Source organism: Aquihabitans sp. McL0605, from assembly GCF_049993875.1.
Lineage (GTDB): Bacteria > Actinomycetota > Acidimicrobiia > Acidimicrobiales > Iamiaceae > Aquihabitans.
In genome coordinates this window covers 3522617-3540383 of record NZ_CP188252.1, presented here as the reverse complement: position 1 = coordinate 3540383, position 17767 = coordinate 3522617, and the positions used below count along the sequence as shown (strand labels likewise).

At 72.4% G+C, this 17767-nt stretch carries 16 protein-coding genes; 8 read left to right on the top strand and 8 right to left on the bottom strand.

Annotated elements, in window-relative coordinates; all coding sequences use genetic code 11:
• Window positions 1–35 precede the first annotated feature (35 nt).
• On the top strand, window positions 36–827 hold the full coding sequence (locus ACPPVX_RS16295; protein WP_426571628.1) for a hypothetical protein: 792 nt from the start codon (window positions 36–38) through the stop codon (window positions 825–827).
• Window position 828: 1 nt separating this feature from the next.
• Window positions 829–1620, top strand: a complete 792-nt coding sequence (locus ACPPVX_RS16290; RefSeq protein ID WP_426571627.1) for an SDR family NAD(P)-dependent oxidoreductase — start codon at window positions 829–831, stop codon at window positions 1618–1620.
• An 87-nt stretch (window positions 1621–1707) separates the two neighbouring features.
• On the opposite strand, the gene ACPPVX_RS16285 is transcribed toward ACPPVX_RS16290, so the two are convergent.
• Window positions 1708–3027 carry an inositol-3-phosphate synthase gene (locus ACPPVX_RS16285; RefSeq protein WP_426571626.1) on the bottom strand — a complete coding sequence of 440 codons (1320 nt, stop codon included), beginning with the start codon at window positions 3025–3027 and terminating at the stop codon, window positions 1708–1710.
• A 181-nt stretch (window positions 3028–3208) separates the two neighbouring features.
• Here ACPPVX_RS16285 and ACPPVX_RS16280 point away from each other — a divergent pair, with 181 nt between their 5' ends.
• Complete coding sequence (locus ACPPVX_RS16280; RefSeq protein ID WP_426571625.1) at window positions 3209–3445, top strand: hypothetical protein; 237 nt, start codon at window positions 3209–3211, stop codon at window positions 3443–3445.
• A 48-nt stretch (window positions 3446–3493) separates the two neighbouring features.
• Here the strand turns inward: ACPPVX_RS16280 and ACPPVX_RS16275 are convergent, their stop codons facing one another.
• The 3 genes from ACPPVX_RS16275 to murA form a co-directional block, all read right to left on the bottom strand.
• On the bottom strand, window positions 3494–4576 hold the full coding sequence (locus ACPPVX_RS16275) for a DUF2804 domain-containing protein (protein WP_426571624.1): 1083 nt from the start codon (window positions 4574–4576) through the stop codon (window positions 3494–3496).
• Window positions 4577–4655: 79 nt separating this feature from the next.
• A complete protein-coding gene (locus ACPPVX_RS16270) occupies window positions 4656–6497 on the bottom strand; it encodes an ABC-F family ATP-binding cassette domain-containing protein (RefSeq protein WP_426571623.1) in 1842 nt (613 codons plus the stop codon).
• 131 nt (window positions 6498–6628) lie between these two features.
• Window positions 6629–7942 carry a UDP-N-acetylglucosamine 1-carboxyvinyltransferase gene (murA, locus tag ACPPVX_RS16265; protein ID WP_426571622.1) on the bottom strand — a complete coding sequence of 438 codons (1314 nt, stop codon included), beginning with the start codon at window positions 7940–7942 and terminating at the stop codon, window positions 6629–6631.
• A gap of 116 nt (window positions 7943–8058) precedes the next feature.
• Between murA and ACPPVX_RS16260 the strand changes: the two genes are divergently transcribed.
• Window positions 8059–8922, top strand: a complete 864-nt coding sequence (locus ACPPVX_RS16260) for a DUF3097 family protein (protein WP_426571621.1) — start codon at window positions 8059–8061, stop codon at window positions 8920–8922.
• 70 nt (window positions 8923–8992) lie between these two features.
• The gene (gene trxA / locus ACPPVX_RS16255; protein ID WP_426571620.1) at window positions 8993–9379 is read left to right on the top strand and encodes a thioredoxin; all 387 of its coding nucleotides are present in this window, start codon (window positions 8993–8995) and stop codon (window positions 9377–9379) included.
• Between the two features lie 18 nt (window positions 9380–9397).
• On the opposite strand, the gene ACPPVX_RS16250 is transcribed toward trxA, so the two are convergent.
• A complete protein-coding gene (locus ACPPVX_RS16250; RefSeq protein WP_426571619.1) occupies window positions 9398–9712 on the bottom strand; it encodes an alpha/beta fold hydrolase in 315 nt (104 codons plus the stop codon).
• Window positions 9713–9832: 120 nt separating this feature from the next.
• Between ACPPVX_RS16250 and ACPPVX_RS16245 the strand changes: the two genes are divergently transcribed.
• Together ACPPVX_RS16245 and ACPPVX_RS16240 are read left to right on the top strand one after the other, a co-directional pair.
• Window positions 9833–10306, top strand: coding sequence for a hypothetical protein (locus tag ACPPVX_RS16245; RefSeq protein ID WP_426571618.1), 474 nt, complete (start codon window positions 9833–9835; stop codon window positions 10304–10306).
• 149 nt (window positions 10307–10455) lie between these two features.
• On the top strand, window positions 10456–11823 hold the full coding sequence (locus ACPPVX_RS16240) for a transaminase (RefSeq protein WP_426571617.1): 1368 nt from the start codon (window positions 10456–10458) through the stop codon (window positions 11821–11823).
• A gap of 7 nt (window positions 11824–11830) precedes the next feature.
• On the opposite strand, the gene ACPPVX_RS16235 is transcribed toward ACPPVX_RS16240, so the two are convergent.
• The 3 genes from ACPPVX_RS16235 to ACPPVX_RS16225 all read right to left on the bottom strand — a co-directional run bounded on the left by ACPPVX_RS16235 (window position 11831) and on the right by ACPPVX_RS16225 (window position 14359).
• Complete coding sequence (locus ACPPVX_RS16235) at window positions 11831–12688, bottom strand: hypothetical protein (protein WP_426571616.1); 858 nt, start codon at window positions 12686–12688, stop codon at window positions 11831–11833.
• Window positions 12689–12747: 59 nt separating this feature from the next.
• Window positions 12748–13743 carry a GNAT family N-acetyltransferase gene (locus ACPPVX_RS16230; RefSeq protein WP_426571615.1) on the bottom strand — a complete coding sequence of 332 codons (996 nt, stop codon included), beginning with the start codon at window positions 13741–13743 and terminating at the stop codon, window positions 12748–12750.
• A gap of 112 nt (window positions 13744–13855) precedes the next feature.
• Complete coding sequence (locus ACPPVX_RS16225) at window positions 13856–14359, bottom strand: MarR family winged helix-turn-helix transcriptional regulator (RefSeq protein ID WP_426575047.1); 504 nt, start codon at window positions 14357–14359, stop codon at window positions 13856–13858.
• A 75-nt stretch (window positions 14360–14434) separates the two neighbouring features.
• Between ACPPVX_RS16225 and icmF the strand changes: the two genes are divergently transcribed.
• The gene (gene icmF / locus ACPPVX_RS16220; RefSeq protein WP_426571614.1) at window positions 14435–17698 is read left to right on the top strand and encodes a fused isobutyryl-CoA mutase/GTPase IcmF; all 3264 of its coding nucleotides are present in this window, start codon (window positions 14435–14437) and stop codon (window positions 17696–17698) included.
• The last annotated feature ends 69 nt before the right edge of the window (window positions 17699–17767 follow it).

The following is a 17767-nucleotide window of genomic DNA, read 5'->3' as shown; positions in this document are numbered from 1 at the left end:
TACGATCCGAGGAGCCGACGACGTAGGGGTCGAACATGCTGCTGATCTTCGGGTTCCGGGTGCGGATGAAGACGGTGGGGACGCTGGTGTTCTTCTGTCCGGGGTGCGGCGGCGACCGCAACGGGCTGCGCCAGGTGGCCCGGCGCTGGTTCACCTTCTTCTTCATCCCGATCATCCCGCTGAACGTGGTGGGCGAGGTGGTCCGCTGCGAGACCTGCTCGCGCACCTATCGGCCCGACGTGCTCGAGCGGCCGACCACCGCAGCCCTGGGCCAGACGCTCGACAACGCCATCCGCGCCCTGGCCGTGATGATCGTGGGTGCGGGCGATCGGGGGTCGGGGCCGGTTCGGGCCAAGGCGGTGGAGCTGGTCGGGTCGGTGGCGCCGGGCTACGGCGGCGACACGCTCGACAGCGACCTCCAGGTGATGGATCCGGGCCTGGCCACCCAGTACGTGGCGCCGCTCGCCGAGGGCCTGGCGCCGGCCGGGGCCGAGCGGTTCCTGTCGGACCTGGTCCGGGTGGCCACCGCAGGTGGGCCGATGAGCGCGGGCCAGCGCCAGATCATCGACGATGCCGGCCGCACGCTGGGCCTGTCGGCGGCCTACGTCGTGGGCATCATCGCCAGTGCCGGGGGTTCCAGCGCGACGCCCGCCGCTCCCCCGTCGGCGCCCGCGTCGGCGTCGGACCCCACCGCGCCGGGGACGTTCCAGCCGCCGTTCGCCGACGAGGAGTCGACCCCCGCGCCGGGCCTGGAGCACGATCCGGCGGCCTGGTCGCCACCCGATCCGGGGTCGCGGATCGACGACGACCGCACGGAAGGGGCCTGAGGTGCGGGTGCTCGTCACCGGCGCCGGCAGCGGCATCGGCGAGGCCACCGCCCGGGTGCTCAGCGGCCATGGCCACCAGGTGGTCGCCACCGCCCGTCGGCTCGAGACGCTCGACGGCCTCGACGTGGCCCTGAAGCTCCCGCTCGACGTGACCAGCGAGGCCTCCGTGGCGGCCTGCGTGGCCGCGGCCGGCGACATCGAGGTGCTGGTCAACAACGCGGGCATCACCGAGACCGGCCCCATGGAGACCTACCCGCACGACGTGCTGCTGAAGATGTTCGAGACGAACGTGTTCGGGCCGATGCGGATGATCCGGGCCTTGGTGCCCGCCATGCGCGAGCGCGGCGAGGGCGTGGTGGTCAACGTCACGTCGGTCGAGGGCAAGGTGGCCGCCCCCCTCGCCGGCGGGTACTGCGGCACGAAGCACGCCTTGGAGGCCATGTCCGAGTCGCTGTCGTTCGAGGTGGGCCACTTCGGCGTCCGGGTGGTGATCGTGGAGCCGGGCTACATCGCTCCGGGCATGCGCAACGCGGTGCGCCACGGTGAAGACGGGACGGTGTACGAGGAGCTCCGCCGCCAGTGGAGCGGGGCCGACGAGACGATGGTCGGGCCCGAGGGCCGCCCCGCCCCCGAGCTGGTGGGTGAGGCCATCGCCGCCGCGATCGCCGATCCGGCCACGCCGCTGCGGGTCCCCGTGGGGGCCGACGCCGAGATGGTCCTGGCCACGCGCAAGCAGCTGGGCGACCACGACTTCACGGCGGCCATGCGAGACCTGCTCGGCCTCACCTGGTAGCCGTCGGAAACGACGAGCGCCCGGCCACCGGGGCCGGGCGCTCGCAGGTTCGTGCACCCGGCGCAGGGTGCTCCAGGAACGGGTCGGTCAGTCGGTGTACTCGGGGTCGAGGTGGGTCACCGGGTCGTCGCCCTTGAGCTGGCGGAGGGTGTTCTTCAGCTTCATGAGCTGGATGAAGATGTCGTGCTCGGGGTTGAGGCCGGGCACCGACGCCTGCGGGCTCTTCCAGTAGAAGCTCAGCCAGTCCTGGACGCCCTCGAGGCCCGACCGCTTGGCCAGGTCGAGGAAGAGGGCGAGGTCGAGCACCAACGGCGCCGCCAGGATGGAGTCGCGGCACAAGAAGTCGACCTTGATCTGCATCTTGTAGCCGAGCCACCCGAAGATGTCGATGTTGTCCCACCCCTCCTTGTTGTCGCCGCGCGGGGGGTAGTAGTTGATGCGCACGACGTGGGTGATGTCGCCGTACAGGTCGGGGTAGCGCTCGGGCTCGAAGATGGTGTCGAGCACGCCGAGCTTCGACACCTCCTTGGCCTTGAAGCTCTCGGGATCGTCGAGGATCTCACCGTCGCGGTTGCCGAGGATGTTGGTGGAGTACCAGCCCTCGACGCCCAGCATGCGGGCCTTGAACCCGGGGGCGAGGATGGTCTTCATCAGGGTCTGGCCCGTCTTGAAGTCCTTGCCGGTGACGGGCACGTGGTTGCGGGCCGCCAGCTCGAGCAGGGCCGGGGTGTCGAGGTTGAGGTTGGGGGCGCCGTTGGCGACCGGGATGCCCAGCTTGAGCAGGGCGTAGGCGTAGATCTGGCTGGGGGCGATGTCGGGATCGCTGCTCTTCAGCCCCTCCTCGAACGCGGCGACGGTCTGGTGGACGGCCGACGGCTCGCGGTACACCTCGGTGGACCCGCACCACACGGCGACCAGGCGGTCACAGCCGTTGGTCTCGCTGAAGGTCTGGATGTCGGTGGCCAGCTGCTCGGCGAGGTCCCACTTGGAGGTGCCCTCCTTGATGTGGTTGCCGTGCAGGTTCTTCACGTACGCCTGCTCGAACACCGCGGTCATCGGCTTGATGGCGCGGAGCTCTTCGCCGAGCTGCTCGAGCATGTGGCCGTCGAGCACGCCGGCGCGGGAGGCGGCGACGTAGGCGTCGTCCTCGAACACGTCCCAGCCGCCGAACACCAGGTCGTCGAGCTGGGCGAGCGGCACGTAGTCGTTGATCAGCGGGACGTTGTCGTCGGTGCGGGCACCGATGCGGATGGTGCCCATCTGCGTGAGCGAGCCGATCGGCTTGGCCAGGCCCTTGCGGATGGCCAGGCAGCCCGCGATGAACGTGGTGCCGACGGCGCCCATGCCGGGCAGCAGGATGCCCAGCTTGCCGGAGGCGGGGGCGATGTCGGTGGTGGGGTCGGACACTGAGGTCTCCGTTGAGAGGGGATGGAAGGCGGCGCCGCAGGCGGCCGACGACGTCGGGCGCAGGACCGCCGGAGCAGGCTAGGCGGTACCCGGCGTCCGAGCCTGGTCCGCAGGGCCCGCTCCCCGGGACCTCCAAGGGTGCCCAGCGCCCCTTCCCAGGTGGTGGGCGGACGATGCCCCCATGACGAAGCCACGAACCGTCCTCGGCCCTGGGATCCTCAGCGCCGCCCTCATCCTCTCGGCGTGCGGGAGCCCGGATCCCCGAGCGGCCACGGTGATCACGACCGGCTCGGTCGGCGTGACCGCGGCCGCGATCGCCCCGATCAGCGCGGCGGCGTCGGCCCGCTCGTCGACCAGCTCCGAGGTGGGCAGCTCCACGATCGAGCACCGCTCGGGAGCCGCTGCCGATGCCGCGTGAGGTGCCGGGATCCCCCGCACCCGCCCGCCGCCGCGGCGCGGCCCGCTGCTACCAGCGCGAGCGCGACTCCTCGGCGAAGCCCTGGAGCCCGTCGACGTGGTGGACCGCGCCGGTGTCGGTGGTGACGTGGCCCGACCAGGTGCCGAACACCTGGTGCACCTCGGTGCCCATGACGACCGCCTTCACCTGCGAGTGCTTGTCGTAGGTGGGCGTGAGCGTCAGGTCGAAGGAGCCGTCGGGGTGGTGCACCCGCCAGGGCTCGAGCGGCTGCTCCCAGCGGTAGTCCCAGGTCAGCTCCTCGCCGATCTTGGTGAGCACGCCGTCGACGATGACGCCGTTCTCGGTGAACCCGGTGCCCTCGGTCCACTTGGCCCCGATCTGGATGCCGACGACGGCGCCCTCGGCCGACCGCCCGGCGCCCCCGCCCCAGTTCCACCGGGTCTCGTACGGCCAGCGACCCCGACCGACGTCGAGCACGCCCCACGCCTCGTCGACGCGGTGGGTCCCCTCCGGATCGACCTCGGCATCGATCGCCGCCGACGCCGCGGACGACCCGAAGTGCACCACCTGGTCGCCGACCTCGAGCGTGCCGTGGGCCGGTCGGGCCTGGTGCTTCGACGTGTACTGGAACTGCTTGTCCGACCAGGGGATCACGACGTTGAGCGACTCGTGGCCGGCGGGCAGGTCGATCCGGGCGTTGAGCGAGCTGCGCTGCCCGTCGCCGTCGGTCCACCACGCCGCGATCGTGGTGCCCTCGGGGTCGTCGGTGAGGGCGACCTCGATCTTCGACGACTCGTACCGCAGCGGCGCCGACCCCGGCCGGTCGGGCAGCGCGATGCCTCGGGCACCGGGCACGTTGGCGGCCCGGCCTCCGGTCTCGCCGGTGGGCAGGTGGCACCACCACACCTCGGCGATGCCCAGGTAGTCGACGTCGGCGTAGACGATGGCGATCGACCAGTCGCCGGCGAGGATCGCCCAGTAGTCCCACCGCTTCGTGCGCCCCCAGCGGCCGCGGAGGTTGCCGGTGTGCAGCGGGGTGCGCGACCACCCTCGCGCCGCCGGGTTCAGCACCTTCCCGCCGGGAAGGCACAGGTCGACCGGCTGGGTGATCTCGGGTTCGCTGGTGGCCATCGCGGCAGTCAACCACGTCGCCGCGCACCCGAGGGCAGCCGGTCCCGAGCGGGCCGCTACCCGACGGGCCCGCCGAGGGTCAGGCCTCGAGCTCCTCGCCGAGGGCGAGCCAGCGCTCCTCGGTGTCGGCCAGCTTGGCATCGACCTCCGCCACCTCGTGGCCGACGGCGGCGAGCTGCTGGTGGTCGGTGGGATCGACCTGGGCCAGCCGGTCGACCAGGGCGGAGCGCGCCTTGTCGAGCTTGCGCATCTCCTTCTCCGCGTCCTTCATGAGCCGCCCCAGCGTGCTGGGGCTGCGCTTCTGGGCCCCCACCGGCGATGCGGACCGGCCCGCCGGAGCAGCCGTGGTGGAGCCGGCGGAGACCTTGCCCTTGCCCTTCGTCCCGCCGCCTCGCGACGCGCTGGTGGCGCCCGCCGACGAGCCGGTCTGGCGGCGGCCCTGCTCCCACGTGGCGTAGCCGCCCGGGAGGCGCTCGACGTCGTGGGCATCGTCGATGACGACCACGTCGGCCACGGTGCGCTCGAGGAACGCCCGGTCGTGGCTGACGACGACCAGGGCGCCGGGCCAGTCGTCGAGGAAGTCCTCGAGGGCGCGCAGCGAATCGAGGTCGAGGTCGTTGGTGGGCTCGTCGAGGAGCAGCACGTTGGGCCGCTTGGCCAGGGTCAGCAGCAGCTGGAGGCGGCGACGCTCCCCGCCGGACAGCGTCCCGATGGGGGCCCACTGGGCATCGCCGTCGAACCAGAACCGCTCGAGGAGCGACGCATCGGACCAGTCGGCGTGGCGGGCCGGGCCCGACACCGCGTCACGCACGCGCATGGTGGGGTCGAGGTCGGCGCCGCGCTGGTCCCACACGGCCAGCTCGACGGTGGACCCGACCACGACGCGGCCCTCGGCGGGCGCGATGCGGCCCCCCATGATCTGCAGGAGCGTGGTCTTGCCCGCGCCGTTGGGACCGACGACGCCGAGGCGCTCGCGCGGATCGAGCAGCAGGTCGACGCCGCGGAACAGCCACGGCGCGTCGGGCCCGAACTGGTGGCCGACCCCGTGGAGCTCGATCACCTGGTCGCCGAGGCGCGGGGTCTCGACGTGCAGCGGCATCTCGCCGCGCCGCGCCGGCGCTTCAGCCTTGCCCTGGACGATCGCGGTGGCCGAGCGGATGTGGGCCTTGGGCTTGGCGGTCCGCGCCGGGGCGCCGCGCCGGAGCCACGCCAGCTCCTTCTTGGCCAGGTTCTTGCGGACCGACTCGGCGGTGGCGGCCTGGGCGTCGCGCTCGAACCGGGCCTCGAGGTAGGACGAGTAGCCGCCCTCGTGGACGTAGGCCTTGCCCCGGTCGAGCTCGAGGATGCGGGTGGTGAGCCGGTCGAGGACGTGACGGTCGTGGGTGACCAGGATGAGGCCGCCGCGGTGGCCGGCCAGGCGGTCCTCGAGCCAGGCGATGGCATCGATGTCGAGGTGGTTGGTGGGCTCGTCGAGGATGAGCAGGACGGAGTCGTCGTCGGGCCCGCCGCCGGGTCCCACCTCGACGAGCGCCCGGGCCAGCGCCACCCGCTTGGCCTGCCCGCCCGACAGGCGGTCGGTGGCCACGTCGGCCAGGTCGCCGATGCCGAGCCGGCTCAGGATCACGTCGACCTCCCACTCCCGCTCGGGATGGGCGCCGGGCGCCACGGCGTGGTGCACCGTGCCCACGGGCAGGTCGTCGGCCTGGTCCAGCATCACGACCCGGGAGCCGCGCCCGGGCCGGAGGGTGCCGTCCTCGGGATCGGTCTTGCCCGCCAGCACCCGCAGCAGCGTCGACTTGCCGGTGCCGTTGATGCCGACGAGACCCAGCCGGTCGCCGGTCGACAGGGTCAGCGACACGTCGGAGAACAGCTGCCGACCGGGTCGGGAGGCGGACAGGCCGGTGGCGTCGAGCAGGATCATGGCTCGCCCACGCTACGAGCCGCCGCTCCCCGACCTCGCACCCGCCCCGCCCACCTTCTGGTCACCAGGCACTGCCCACCGACCACCCGTGACCCCGCGCAGCCGCGACGAGGCGGGCGGCGGGCGTGAGGTCAGATCTCGACGGTGGTGATGGGGAGGCCGAGCTCGGCGAACTGCTGCATCGGGCGGTGGTAGCCGCGCTCGAGGTGGTGGATGCCGCTGATCTCCGAGGTGCCGTCGGCGATGGCCGCAGCGATGACCGACGAGAACCCGGCCCGCACGTCGGGCACCTCGACCTTGGCCCCTCGCAGCTTGGACACGCCCTTGACGACGGCGGAGTGCACGGCGTTGGTGTCGTGGAAGCGGCACGACTCGCCGCCGAGGCACGTGGAGAACAGCTCGATCTCAGCACCCATCTGCTTCAGCGCGGGCACGTAGACCAGCCGGTCCTCGTAGACCGTCTCGTGCAGCACGGACATGCCGTCGGCCTGGGTGAACAGGACCACCAGGGGCGTCTGCCAGTCGGTCATGAACCCGGGGTGCGTGTCGGTCTGCACGGCGGCCGGCGACAGGCCGCGAGGCGAGGTGGCCAAGATGTACTCGTCGGTGATGTCGAACTGGGCGCCCATGCGGTTGAGCGTGGTGATGGCCGTGACGAGCCGGTCCTGGTCGCAGCCGTGCACCCGCACCTCGCCCTTGGTGAGCAGCCCGGCCACCAGGTAGCTGAACGCCTCGTTGCGGTCGCCCTCGAGCGTGGTCTCCGCCCCGCGCAGCGACGACACCCCGTCGATCGTGAACTTGCGGCCCGGCGACAGCTCGATGCGCGCACCCATGCGCTGCAGGAAGAGGGCGAGCTCGATGACCTCGGGCTCGGTGGCGGCGTTGCGCAGGACGGTGCGCCCCTCGGCCAGCACGGCCGTGAGCAGCACGGTCTCGGTGGCACCGACCGACGGGTAGGGCAGCTCGATCTTGGCGCCGCGCAGCTGGGCGGCCTTGGCGTGGAGCCCCTCGTCGGTCTCCTCGATCTCGGCGCCGAGCGCGGTGAGGGCCTCGATGTGGAAGTCGACCGGGCGGCGGCCGATCCTGTCGCCGCCGACCAGGGGGACGAACGCCTCGCCGGTGCGGTGCAGCAGCGGGCCGAGCAGGAGGATCGGGATGCGGTTGAGCCCGCTGAACGAGAGCGGGACGCGGGTGGTGACGCCCTCGTGGGGCTCGACGGTGATGACCCCGGCGGCCTCGTCGTGCTCGACGCCCACGCCCAGGGACCGGAGGATGTCGGCGGTGATGGCGACGTCGCCGACCTCGGGGACCTGGCGGATGGTGCTCGCGCCCTCGCCCAAGATGGCGGCGACCATGTGCTTGGTCACGGCGTTCTTGGACCCTCGGATGAAGACATCGCCCCGCAGGGGACCCGAGGGGGTGACCGACCAGGCGCGTTCGCTCATGGCCGTCAAGGGTACGCACCTCCCGTCACCGGAGCCGCAAGCACCCCGCGACCAGGCCCGCAGCGCCACGGGAGGGGGTCGACGGCCGGTGCCGGTGCGCCGCGTACCCTCGGGCCATGGCCGCTCCCCCGCCTCGCCGCCGCAACGACGGCATCTTGTCGGACCCGATCGACCTCGATGGGCCGCGCAACCCGCGGGTCCAGCACCCCCAGGTCCCAGCCCGCGCCGGGCTGGTGGTCAAGCAGCGCGGCACCCCGATCACCGGCACGGTGGTGGGCGTGGTCAACGGCTACCTGCACGTGAAGGACCGCCAGGGCTTCGAGCACCGCATGACGATGCTCAAGGGCGGGTTCGAGGTCGACGGCAAGGTCGTGACGCTGGTCGAGCCCCGTGGCCCTGCCCCCGGGGCGAGCGGTCCGGCGACGGCGGCTCGAACCGCGTCGGGCTCGATCGCCGTGCCCCGGGCGCCGGCCCAGGTGGCGCGGGCCAGCCGGATCCTCGTCGAGGGCCTCCACGATGCCGAGCTGGTCGAGAAGGTGTGGGGCGACGACCTGCGCGCCGAGGGGGTGGTGGTGGAGCAGCTCGAAGGCGCCGACCACCTCGACCACGTGGTGCGCGCGTTCGCGCCCAAGCCCGGCCGGCGGCTCGGCATCCTGCTCGACCACCTGGTCGACGGCTCGAAGGAGACGCGGATCGCGGCCACCGTGACCCACCCCGACGTCCTGGTGACCGGGCACCCCTACATCGACATCTGGCAGGCGGTGAAGCCCAGCGTGCTCGGGGTGGCGGCCTGGCCCGAGGTCCCTCGCGGCGAGCCGTGGAAGGAGGGCGTGCTGCGGCGCCTGGGGGTCGACGCCGAGCCCTGGCAGTTCTGGAAGCAGTTGCTCGGCCGGGTCACCAGCTGGACCGATCTGGAGCCGCCGCTGATCGGCGCGGTCGAGGAGCTCATCGACTTCGTCACCGAGCCGCCCGGCGCCTGAGGCAGGGGCGGGGAATGACCGGAGCCCTCGCATCGTTGGAGCCAGTGCCACCACGACGACCGGAGCACCCATGGCAACCATCGACCTGACCGAAGCAACCTTCCCCGAGACCGTCGGCGCCGAGGGCACCGTGCTGGTCGACTTCTGGGCGTCGTGGTGCGGACCGTGCCGAGCGTTCGCACCCACCTTCTCGGCCGTGTCCGAGAACCACCCCGACATCACCTTCGCCAAGGTCGACACCGAGGCCGAGCAGGGCCTGGCCGGCGCCGCCGGCATCCAGTCGATCCCCACGCTGATGGTGTTCCGCGACGGCATCTTGGTGTTCTCGCAGCCGGGCGCCCTTCCAGCCGCCACGCTCGAAGACCTGGTCAGCCAGGTGCAGGCCCTCGACATGGACGACATCCGGCGCCAGATCGCCGAGTCCGAGGCCGACGCCGAGGTCGACGCCGGCAGCTGATCGCGGAGGAGCCGTCGATCAGGTCGTGCGAGCGGCCTCGACCGCAGCCACCTGCTCGGCCACCAGCCGGGCCACCAGGTCGGGCTGGGCGCGCGGCACACCGGAGGTGCCGGCGCCGCGGACGTCGTAGGCCACCACGTGGTGGCGCGGGGCGAGCCGCTCGACGACCGGGTCCCACATGGCGTGGTCGTCGGGGTAGCCGTGGACCAGGACGACGGTGGGTGCACCGGCCGGGCCGTGCTCGTGGACCTGGAGCTCGAGCCCACCGAAGCCGGCCACCCGGCGCTCGCGCCCATCGGCTCGGCCGTGACGTGGGCGAGCCGCGGCGGTCATGGCCCGGGACTGTGCCATCGCGGCGATGGCTCGGTCAACGAGGCGGAATCCCGGCCGCCTCTTGACAACCCCTTGGCGTGGTGTGTTAAGCATGCCTAACACCGCTGCCGACGAGGACCCATGACCGCCGAACCCCACGTCCCCACCGATCCGCTCACCCTCTTCCAGGGCGGCGCCGCCGCCCACCCGGCCCGTCAGGCCTGGCTGCTCGAGCAGCTCGAGCAGTGGTTCGCCGGCGACCTCGCCGACGGGCGCGAGCGCCGCCGGGTGGTCGCCCAGGCCCTCCGCTCCGCCACGGAAGACGCGCACCGCTGGCTCGATGATCGCCTCGACGGGTGCGACCTGGTCCGGGTCGACCTCCTCATCGACGGCGACGGCACCCACCGCCACTCGGTCTTCCGGTCCCTGCCCACCCCGCTCGGCCTCCTGCTCATCTGCCTCGACCAGTGCCGCGTCGGCCATGAGGTCCGCGTCGTGCAGGAGCTCGCCAAGGCCGGCCGGGTCGAGGCCCGCGCCACCTGGCCCTTCGGCATGGACGAGGCCGAGACGCTCACCCGCCCGGCTCGCGTCCCCGCGGAGCTGCGCACGGTCTGATCACCACGATCGACCCGAGATCCCGAACGAGCGGCGACCGACACCGCTGCTCGCTCGGACGTGGGCGGGTGCCGGGACCCGGTTCCCCCGGCACCCGCTCCCACTTCGCACGGTACGGTCCGGCCAGCGCCCACCTGCCGGAGGAACCGATGGCCGACGTCGACCGCACCAAGCTCGCCGAGCGCCTCGCAGCAGAGCAGGCGGCCTTCGCCGCCGCCCGGCCCGCGTCGAGGGCTGCTGCTGCCGAGGCGGCCGAGCACCTGATCGGCGGGGTGCCGATGACGTGGATGGCCAAGTGGGTGGGCGGCTTCCCGATGTTCCTGGCCCAGGCCCGCGGCAGCCGGGTGACCGACGTCGATGGCCACACCTACATCGACTTCGCCCTGGGCGACACGGGCGCCATGGCCGGCCACTCCCCCGCGCCCACCATCGCCGCGATCCGCCACCAGGTCGAGGAGGTGGGGGGCGTGACCGCGATGCTGCCCACGGCCGATGCCGCCTGGGTCGCCGGCGAGCTGACCCGCCGCTTCGGCGTGCCCCGCTGGTCGTTCGCGCTCACCGCCACCGACGCCAACCGCTGGGCGCTTCGGCTCGCCCGCCTGGTGACGGGCCGCCCGCTGGTCGCCTCGTTCGCGTACGCGTACCACGGCACCGTCGACGAGACCTTCGTGGTGCGCGCCGACGACGGCTCCACGGTGGCCCGGGTCGGCAACGTCGGCCCCGCCGTCCCGCCCGCCGAGACCACCCGGGCCGTCGAGTGGAACGACCTCGACTCGGTCGAGGCGGCGCTGGCCCCCGGCGACGTGGCGGTGCTGATCACCGAGCCGGCGCTCACCAACATCGGCATCGTGCTCCCCGACCCCGGGTTCCTCGATGGGCTGCGCGCCGCCTGCGACCGCACGGGCACGCTGCTCCTGATCGACGAGACCCACACGCTGTCGGCCGGTCCGGGCGGGTGCACGCAGGCCTGGGACCTGCGCCCCGACATCGTCACGCTCGGCAAGTCGTTCGCCGGCGGCGTGCCCATCGGCGCCTACGGGCTCTCGGCTGCGGTGGCCGCCCGGCTCCAGGCCAAGGTCGACGCCTCCGACGCCGACCTGGTCGACGTGGGCGGGGTCGGCGGCACCCTGGCCGGCAACGCCCTCTCGCTCGCCGCGGCGCGAGCCACCCTCGGCGAGGTCCTCACCGACGACGCGTTCGTCGCCATGATCGATCTCGCCACGTCGTTCACCGCCGGGGTGCAGGCCACGCTCGACCGCCACGACCTCCCCTGGTCGATCGTGCAGCTCGGCGCCCGGGCCGAGTACCGGTTCGCGCGCCCGGCGCCGCGCACCGGCACCGAGTCGGCGGCCGCAGGCGACGACGACGTGGAGGAGTACCTCCACCTGGCCATGGCCAACCGGGGCATCTTGATCACCCCGTTCCACAACATGGCGCTGATGGCGCCGAGCACCACCCAGGCCGACGTCGACGCCCACACCGCGGCGTTCGCCGAGGCGGTCGCCGCGATCTGCTGACCGGTGGTCAGACCGCCGCGGCGGGCATCGGCCCGTCCCATGCGGCGGAGGGCTTGCGCATCGAGGCCCAGTACGACTGGGTGAACGCGATCTCCTTGCCCCACCTCGCCGCGCCGCCCTCGACGAGCTCGGCCTGGGCGGCGACCTCGCGCCGGCAGTGCGCGGACCACATCGTCATGAGCCCACCGCCGAGCACCGGCAGCACCAGCAGCGAGAGGGTCGAGGTGCCGGACTGCACGAGCCGGGGGATCACGAAGAGGAACGGGAAGCAGAACCCGAAGAAGACGAGCGGGATCGTCACCGCCGCCGTGCGGAACCGGCGGACCGCCTTCGTGAAACCCGGACCGTCGATCGTCGGGTGGTCGGAGGAGAACACCGCCTGGAAGCCGGCAGGCGCATCGGTGGGCGCCACGCGCCGCTCCCAGCCGAGCATCCGGCACGCCACGCCCGACCAGTCCTGCCCCTCGGCCGGTCCCGACCGGAGGCGGCTGCCCGGGAGGATGATCTGGCGGCCGCCTTCGGCGACGATCGCCACCACCGACCCCGGCGTCGGATCGCCGACGAGCCAGAAGCGCTGGTGGAGGTCGAAGTCGGCCGAGGTGTTGGGCAGGGCCACGTTGCCGATGACCGCCCCGTTCGGCGCCAGGATCTCGAGCGCGGCCCGCGGCATGCGCGCCTTGCCGACGATCGCGGCGCGCACCAGCACCGGGGTGCACCGGGCGTCGGCGGTGATGACGGTGGCGGCCTCGCGCTGGCGCCGGGTGCGCTTGGCGGCGGTGACCACCTCGACCTCGGGGCGCGGCGCGTGCAGCGGGGGTGACGCGCCGGAGCCGGTCGCGTATCGGTCGTCGGCAACCTCTACCACCCGGTTCCTGTCGGCCGGTGCGACCCGAAACGTGAGCACCCGGGCCCGCAACGCCCAGCTCAGACCGACGGATCGACGACGAGCTCCAGCTCCACCTCGTGGTGCACCGGGATCCCGTGAGCACCGACGAGCGGGATCGACGGCTTCACGTCCCGGGAGCGATCGGCGCCGCCGCGGTGGACGGCCACCAGGTCCCAGCCCCGCCGCTGGTAGAAGCGCAGGGCATCGGTGTTGTCGTTGTTGGTGATGAGCCACAGCCGGTCGACACCGAGGCGCCGGCCCTCGCTCCGCACGGCCCGCAGCAGCGCCGAGCCCACGCCGCGGTCGCGCACCCACGCCTCGAGGCCCACCACCTCGATCTCGTTCGCGGCCTCTACCCGGCGCCAGGTGAGGAGGCCGGCGGGCCGGCCCCCGATCTCGGCGAGGAGCGCTCCGAGGTCGGCGACGCGGTGCTCGACGCCGACGCTGACGATCGTCGACCCCCACTCGCTGGGCGGGAGGACCGAGAGGTCGAGCTCGCCGGGCGCCAGCGACCGGATATCGAGCCGCTCGTCCGGCGCCGGCTCGGGATGGGTGGGCGCGGCCATGGTGAGGTGGAGGCCGTCGGGCTCGAGCAGGACGCCGACGAAGCCGCTGTCCTCGTAGACCCGGACCGCGGGAACGTTGGTGGTGCGCACGCTCAGGCTCAGCCGGGCGAGGCCGTCGGCGTGCGCCCGGGCGAGCAGCCCCTCGATCAGCTGGTGCCCGGTGCCTCGGCCCCGAGCGGCCGGCGTGCAGGCGATGGCGATCTCGGGCGTCTGCACGTCGATGAAGCCGTAGCCGGGCGCGTCGGCCGGGAAGGAGCGGTACCAGGCCGCCCCCAACCGCTCGCCGGTCTCGTCGTCGACCGCCACCAGGCCCGTGTCGCCGACCCGCCCCCACCCGTCGAGGTAGCGGGCGAGCCCGGGGATCGCCTCCATGGCCTCGACGGTGTTCGGCGGGCCGTCAGGCGCCGACGAGTGCCCGAGCATCTCCCACAGGAATGGCAGGTCCTCGGTGGTGGCAGGGCGCAGCACGCCCGGAGCCTGCCACGCCGTCGTCCACGATCACCGACCATCGACGATCACGTTGCGCCTGCCGATCGGCGCGACCGCCGCCTGACCTCGCGGGCCGGTCCGCGGGGAGCGGTCAGGTGTCGAAGTCGTCGGCGCCGGCTCGGAGCTTGCGCAGGATGCGGTTGAGGTCGGCGCTGTCCCGGTCGGTGAGCTCGGTCACGCCCACGGAGGCGGCGACGACGGCCTTGGTGGCATCGACCACCGTGGCGCGGCCCTCGGCGGTGAGCTCGGCGAGGGTGGTGCGGCGGTCGGTGGGGTGCGGCACCCGCTTCAGGAGGCCCTGCTGCTCGAGCCGGTCGACGAGGTTGGTGATGCTCGCCTGGTGGAGCATCAGCCGGTCGCCCATCTTCCCGAGCGGCAGCACGCCCTGCTTCGAGAAGTGGAGCAGGACCAGCACCTCGTAGCGGGCGAAGGTGAGCGACCACGGGCGCAGGGCCTCGTCGACCCGGGAGAGCACGATCTGCTGGGCCCGCATGATCGAGGTGGCGGCCTGCATGGCAGCGGACTCGTCCCATCCCTGGCCGTCCCACTGGCGGCCGGCCTCGGCGATGGGGTCGAAGGGCAGCGGGCGCACCATGGCCGACCAGGGTAGTCGCTCGGTCATCCGACAGTCGGTAGACAGATAGTTGGAAGTCAAAGTATTCTGTTCCCCGTGACCAGCGAAGCCCTCCACCAGCCCGTCCACCCGGTCCGGTTCGTCACCGCGGCCAGCCTGTTCGACGGCCACGACGCATCGATCAACATCATGCGGCGCATCCTCCAGAGCCAGGGCGCCGAGGTCATCCACCTCGGACACAACCGCTCGGTCGACGAGGTGGTCACCGCCTGCGTGCAAGAAGACGTGCAGGGCGTCGCCATCAGCTCGTACCAGGGCGGCCACGTCGAGTACTTCCAGTACCTCGTCGATCTGCTGCGCGAGCGGGGCGCCGGTCACGTCAAGGTCTTCGGCGGAGGGGGCGGGGTGATCGTGCGCTCGGAGATCGATCAGCTCCACGCCTACGGGGTCAGCCGCATCTTCTCGCCCCACGACGGCCAGTCGCTCGGCCTGCCGCAGATGATCAACACGCTCATCCAGGCGGCCGACGTCGAGCTCGCCGTCGACCTGCCCGGCACGCTCGACGGCCTGTTCGGCGGCGACCACGCGGTGCTCGCCCGCGTCATCACCGCCATCGAGTCCGACACGCTGCCGTCGGTGCAGCGCGCCGAGCTGCGGGCCGCGGCCGAGGCGCGGACCGTGCCGGTCCTCGGCATCACCGGCACCGGCGGCTCGGGCAAGTCGTCGCTCACCGACGAGCTGGTCCGCCGCTTCCGCCTCGACCACGAGGACAAGCTCAAGGTGGCCGTGATCGCCATCGATCCCACCCGGCGCAAGGGCGGCGGCGCGCTGCTGGGCGATCGCATCCGCATGAACTCGATCGACCCCGGGACCATCTACTTCCGCTCGCTCGCCACCCGCACCGCCGGCACCGTGGTCCCGCAGGGCACCGACGACATCGTCGCCGCCGCCAAGGCGTGGGGCGCCGACCTCGTCATCATCGAGACGCCCGGCATCGGCCAGGGCGACGCCGCCATCGTCGACCACGTCGACCTGTCCCTCTACGTGATGACCCCGGAGTTCGGAGCCGCCAGCCAGCTCGAGAAGATCGACATGCTCGACTTCGCCGACGTCGTGGCCATCAACAAGTTCGACCGCCGCGGCGGCGAGGACGCCCTGCGCGACGTCCGGCGCCAGCTGGTCCGCAACTCCGAGTCGTTCGGCTCCTCGCCCGACGAGATGCCGGTGTTCGGCACGGTGGCATCCCGGTTCAACGACGACGGGGTCACCGGCCTCTACCAGGAGCTGCGCTCCCGGCTGCAGGCGCACGGGCTGACGAGCGTCGCCGGCGGCGGGGTCCTCCCCCACGTCGACACCAAGGTCTCCTCCGCCGACACCGCCATCGTCCCCGCCGCCCGGGCCCGCTACCTCGCCGACATCGCCGCGCACGTGCGCGACCACCACGCCACGGTCGCCGACCAAGCTGCGGTGGCCCGCGAGCTCCAGCAGCTCCGAGCCGTTCGAGCCCTGGTGGCCGAGACGGGCGGCGATGCCGAGGCGGCCAAGCTGCCCCAGCTGGAGGCAGCCGCCGACCAGCGCCTCGGCGCCGAGGCCCGCGGGCTGCTCGCCGTCTGGCCCCAGACCGTGGCCGACTACTCCGGCGACGAGCACGTCATCGAGATCCGCGGCCGGGAGCTGCACACCCAGCTCACCAAGGAGTCGCTGTCGGGGTCGAAGATCCCCCGCGTGGCGCTCCCCCGCTTCACCGACCACGGCGAGCTGCTGCGGTTCCTGATGCTCGAGAACCTGCCCGGCCGGTTCCCGTTCACCGCCGGCGTCTTCCCGTTCAAGCGCGACGGGGAGCGGCCGGCGCGCATGTTCGCCGGGGAGGGCGATGCCTTCAAGACCAACACGCGCTTCCACCTCCTCTCCGAGGGCCAGCCGGCCACCCGCCTGTCCACCGCGTTCGATAGCGTCACGCTCTACGGCTTCGACCCCGACCTGCGCCCCGACATCTACGGCAAGGTCGGCAACTCGGGGGTGAGCATCGCCACCCTCGACGACATGAAGGTGCTGTTCGACGGCTTCGACCTGTGCGACCCGAGCACGTCGGTCTCCATGACCATCAACGGCCCCGCGCCCACCATCCTCGCCATGTTCCTCAACACGGCCATCGACCAGCGCCTCGACCGGTTCCGCACCGAGGAGGGCCGCGAGCCCACCGCGGAGGAGGCCGTCGAGCTGCGGGCCTGGGTCCTCGCCAACGTCCGCGGCACCGTCCAGGCCGACATCTTGAAGGAGGACCAGGGCCAGAACACCTGCATCTTCTCCACCGAGTTCGCCCTCGGGATGATGGCCGACATCGCCGAGTGGTTCGTGGCCGAGCAGGTCCGCAACTTCTACAGCGTCAGCATCTCCGGCTACCACATCGCCGAAGCGGGCGCGAACCCCATCAGCCAGCTCGCCTTCACGCTCTCCAACGGGTTCACCTACGTCGAGGCGTACCTGGCCCGGGGCATGGCGATCGACGACTTCGCCCCCAACCTCTCGTTCTTCTTCAGCAACGGCATGGACCCCGAGTACACGGTGCTGGGCCGGGTGGCCCGGCGCATCTGGGCCGTCGCCATGCGGGACCGCTACGGCGCCGCGGAGCGCAGCCAGAAGCTGAAGTACCACGTGCAGACGAGCGGCCGGTCGCTGCACGCCCAGGAGATGGCGTTCAACGACATCCGCACCACCCTCCAGGCGCTCATCGCGATCTACGACAACTGCAACAGCCTCCACACCAACGCCTACGACGAGGCCGTCACCACCCCCACGGCCGAGTCGGTCCGCCGGGCCCTCGCCATCCAGCTCGTCATCAACGAGGAGTGGGGCCTGGCCATGAACGAGAACCCCAACCAGGGCTCGTTCATCGTCGACGAGCTCACCGACCTGGTGGAGGCCGCCGTGCTCGCCGAGTTCGACCGCATCGCCGAGCGCGGCGGCGTGCTGGGCGCCATGGAGACCGGCTACCAGCGGGGCCGCATCCAGGACGAGTCCCTGCTCTACGAGACCCGCAAGCACGACGGCACCCTGCCGCTCATCGGCGTCAACACGTTCCTCCCGCCCGCGGCCGACGACGGTGACGACGACGGGCACGTCGAGATCGAGCTGCAGCGCAGCACCGACGAGGAGAAGCAGTCGCAGCTCCGCCGCCTGGCCGACTTCCAGGCGCGCCACACCGGCGAGCGCCCCGCGGCCCTGCACCGCCTCCAAGACGCCGCCCTCGCCGGCGACAACCTCTTCGACGTGCTCATGGACGCCACCCGCTCGTGCTCGCTCGGCGAGATCACCCACACCCTGTTCGAGGTCGGCGGCCGCTACCGCCGCAACGTCTGACCCACCCGCCCCACCGAACTTCCTGTGAGAACCCGGCGTTCTGCCCGGGCCGTCACAGAACGTTCGAGG

Bases quoted from the DNA above. Each gene is read 5' to 3' on its own strand.
- ACPPVX_RS16295 (WP_426571628.1), top strand. From the start codon at position 36: ATGCTGCTGATCTTCGGGTTCCGGGTGCGGATGAAGACGGTGGGGACG.
- ACPPVX_RS16280 (WP_426571625.1), top strand. From the start codon at position 3,209: ATGACGAAGCCACGAACCGTCCTCGGCCCTGGGATCCTCAGCGCCGCC.
- ACPPVX_RS16275 (WP_426571624.1), bottom strand. From the start codon at position 4,576: ATGGCCACCAGCGAACCCGAGATCACCCAGCCGGTCGACCTGTGCCTT.
- ACPPVX_RS16270 (WP_426571623.1), bottom strand. From the start codon at position 6,497: ATGATCCTGCTCGACGCCACCGGCCTGTCCGCCTCCCGACCCGGTCGG.
- murA (WP_426571622.1), bottom strand. From the start codon at position 7,942: ATGAGCGAACGCGCCTGGTCGGTCACCCCCTCGGGTCCCCTGCGGGGC.
- ACPPVX_RS16260 (WP_426571621.1), top strand. From the start codon at position 8,059: ATGGCCGCTCCCCCGCCTCGCCGCCGCAACGACGGCATCTTGTCGGAC.
- trxA (WP_426571620.1), top strand. From the start codon at position 8,993: ATGGCAACCATCGACCTGACCGAAGCAACCTTCCCCGAGACCGTCGGC.
- ACPPVX_RS16250 (WP_426571619.1), bottom strand. From the start codon at position 9,712: ATGACCGCCGCGGCTCGCCCACGTCACGGCCGAGCCGATGGGCGCGAG.
- ACPPVX_RS16245 (WP_426571618.1), top strand. From the start codon at position 9,833: ATGACCGCCGAACCCCACGTCCCCACCGATCCGCTCACCCTCTTCCAG.
- ACPPVX_RS16240 (WP_426571617.1), top strand. From the start codon at position 10,456: ATGGCCGACGTCGACCGCACCAAGCTCGCCGAGCGCCTCGCAGCAGAG.
- ACPPVX_RS16225 (WP_426575047.1), bottom strand. From the start codon at position 14,359: ATGGTGCGCCCGCTGCCCTTCGACCCCATCGCCGAGGCCGGCCGCCAG.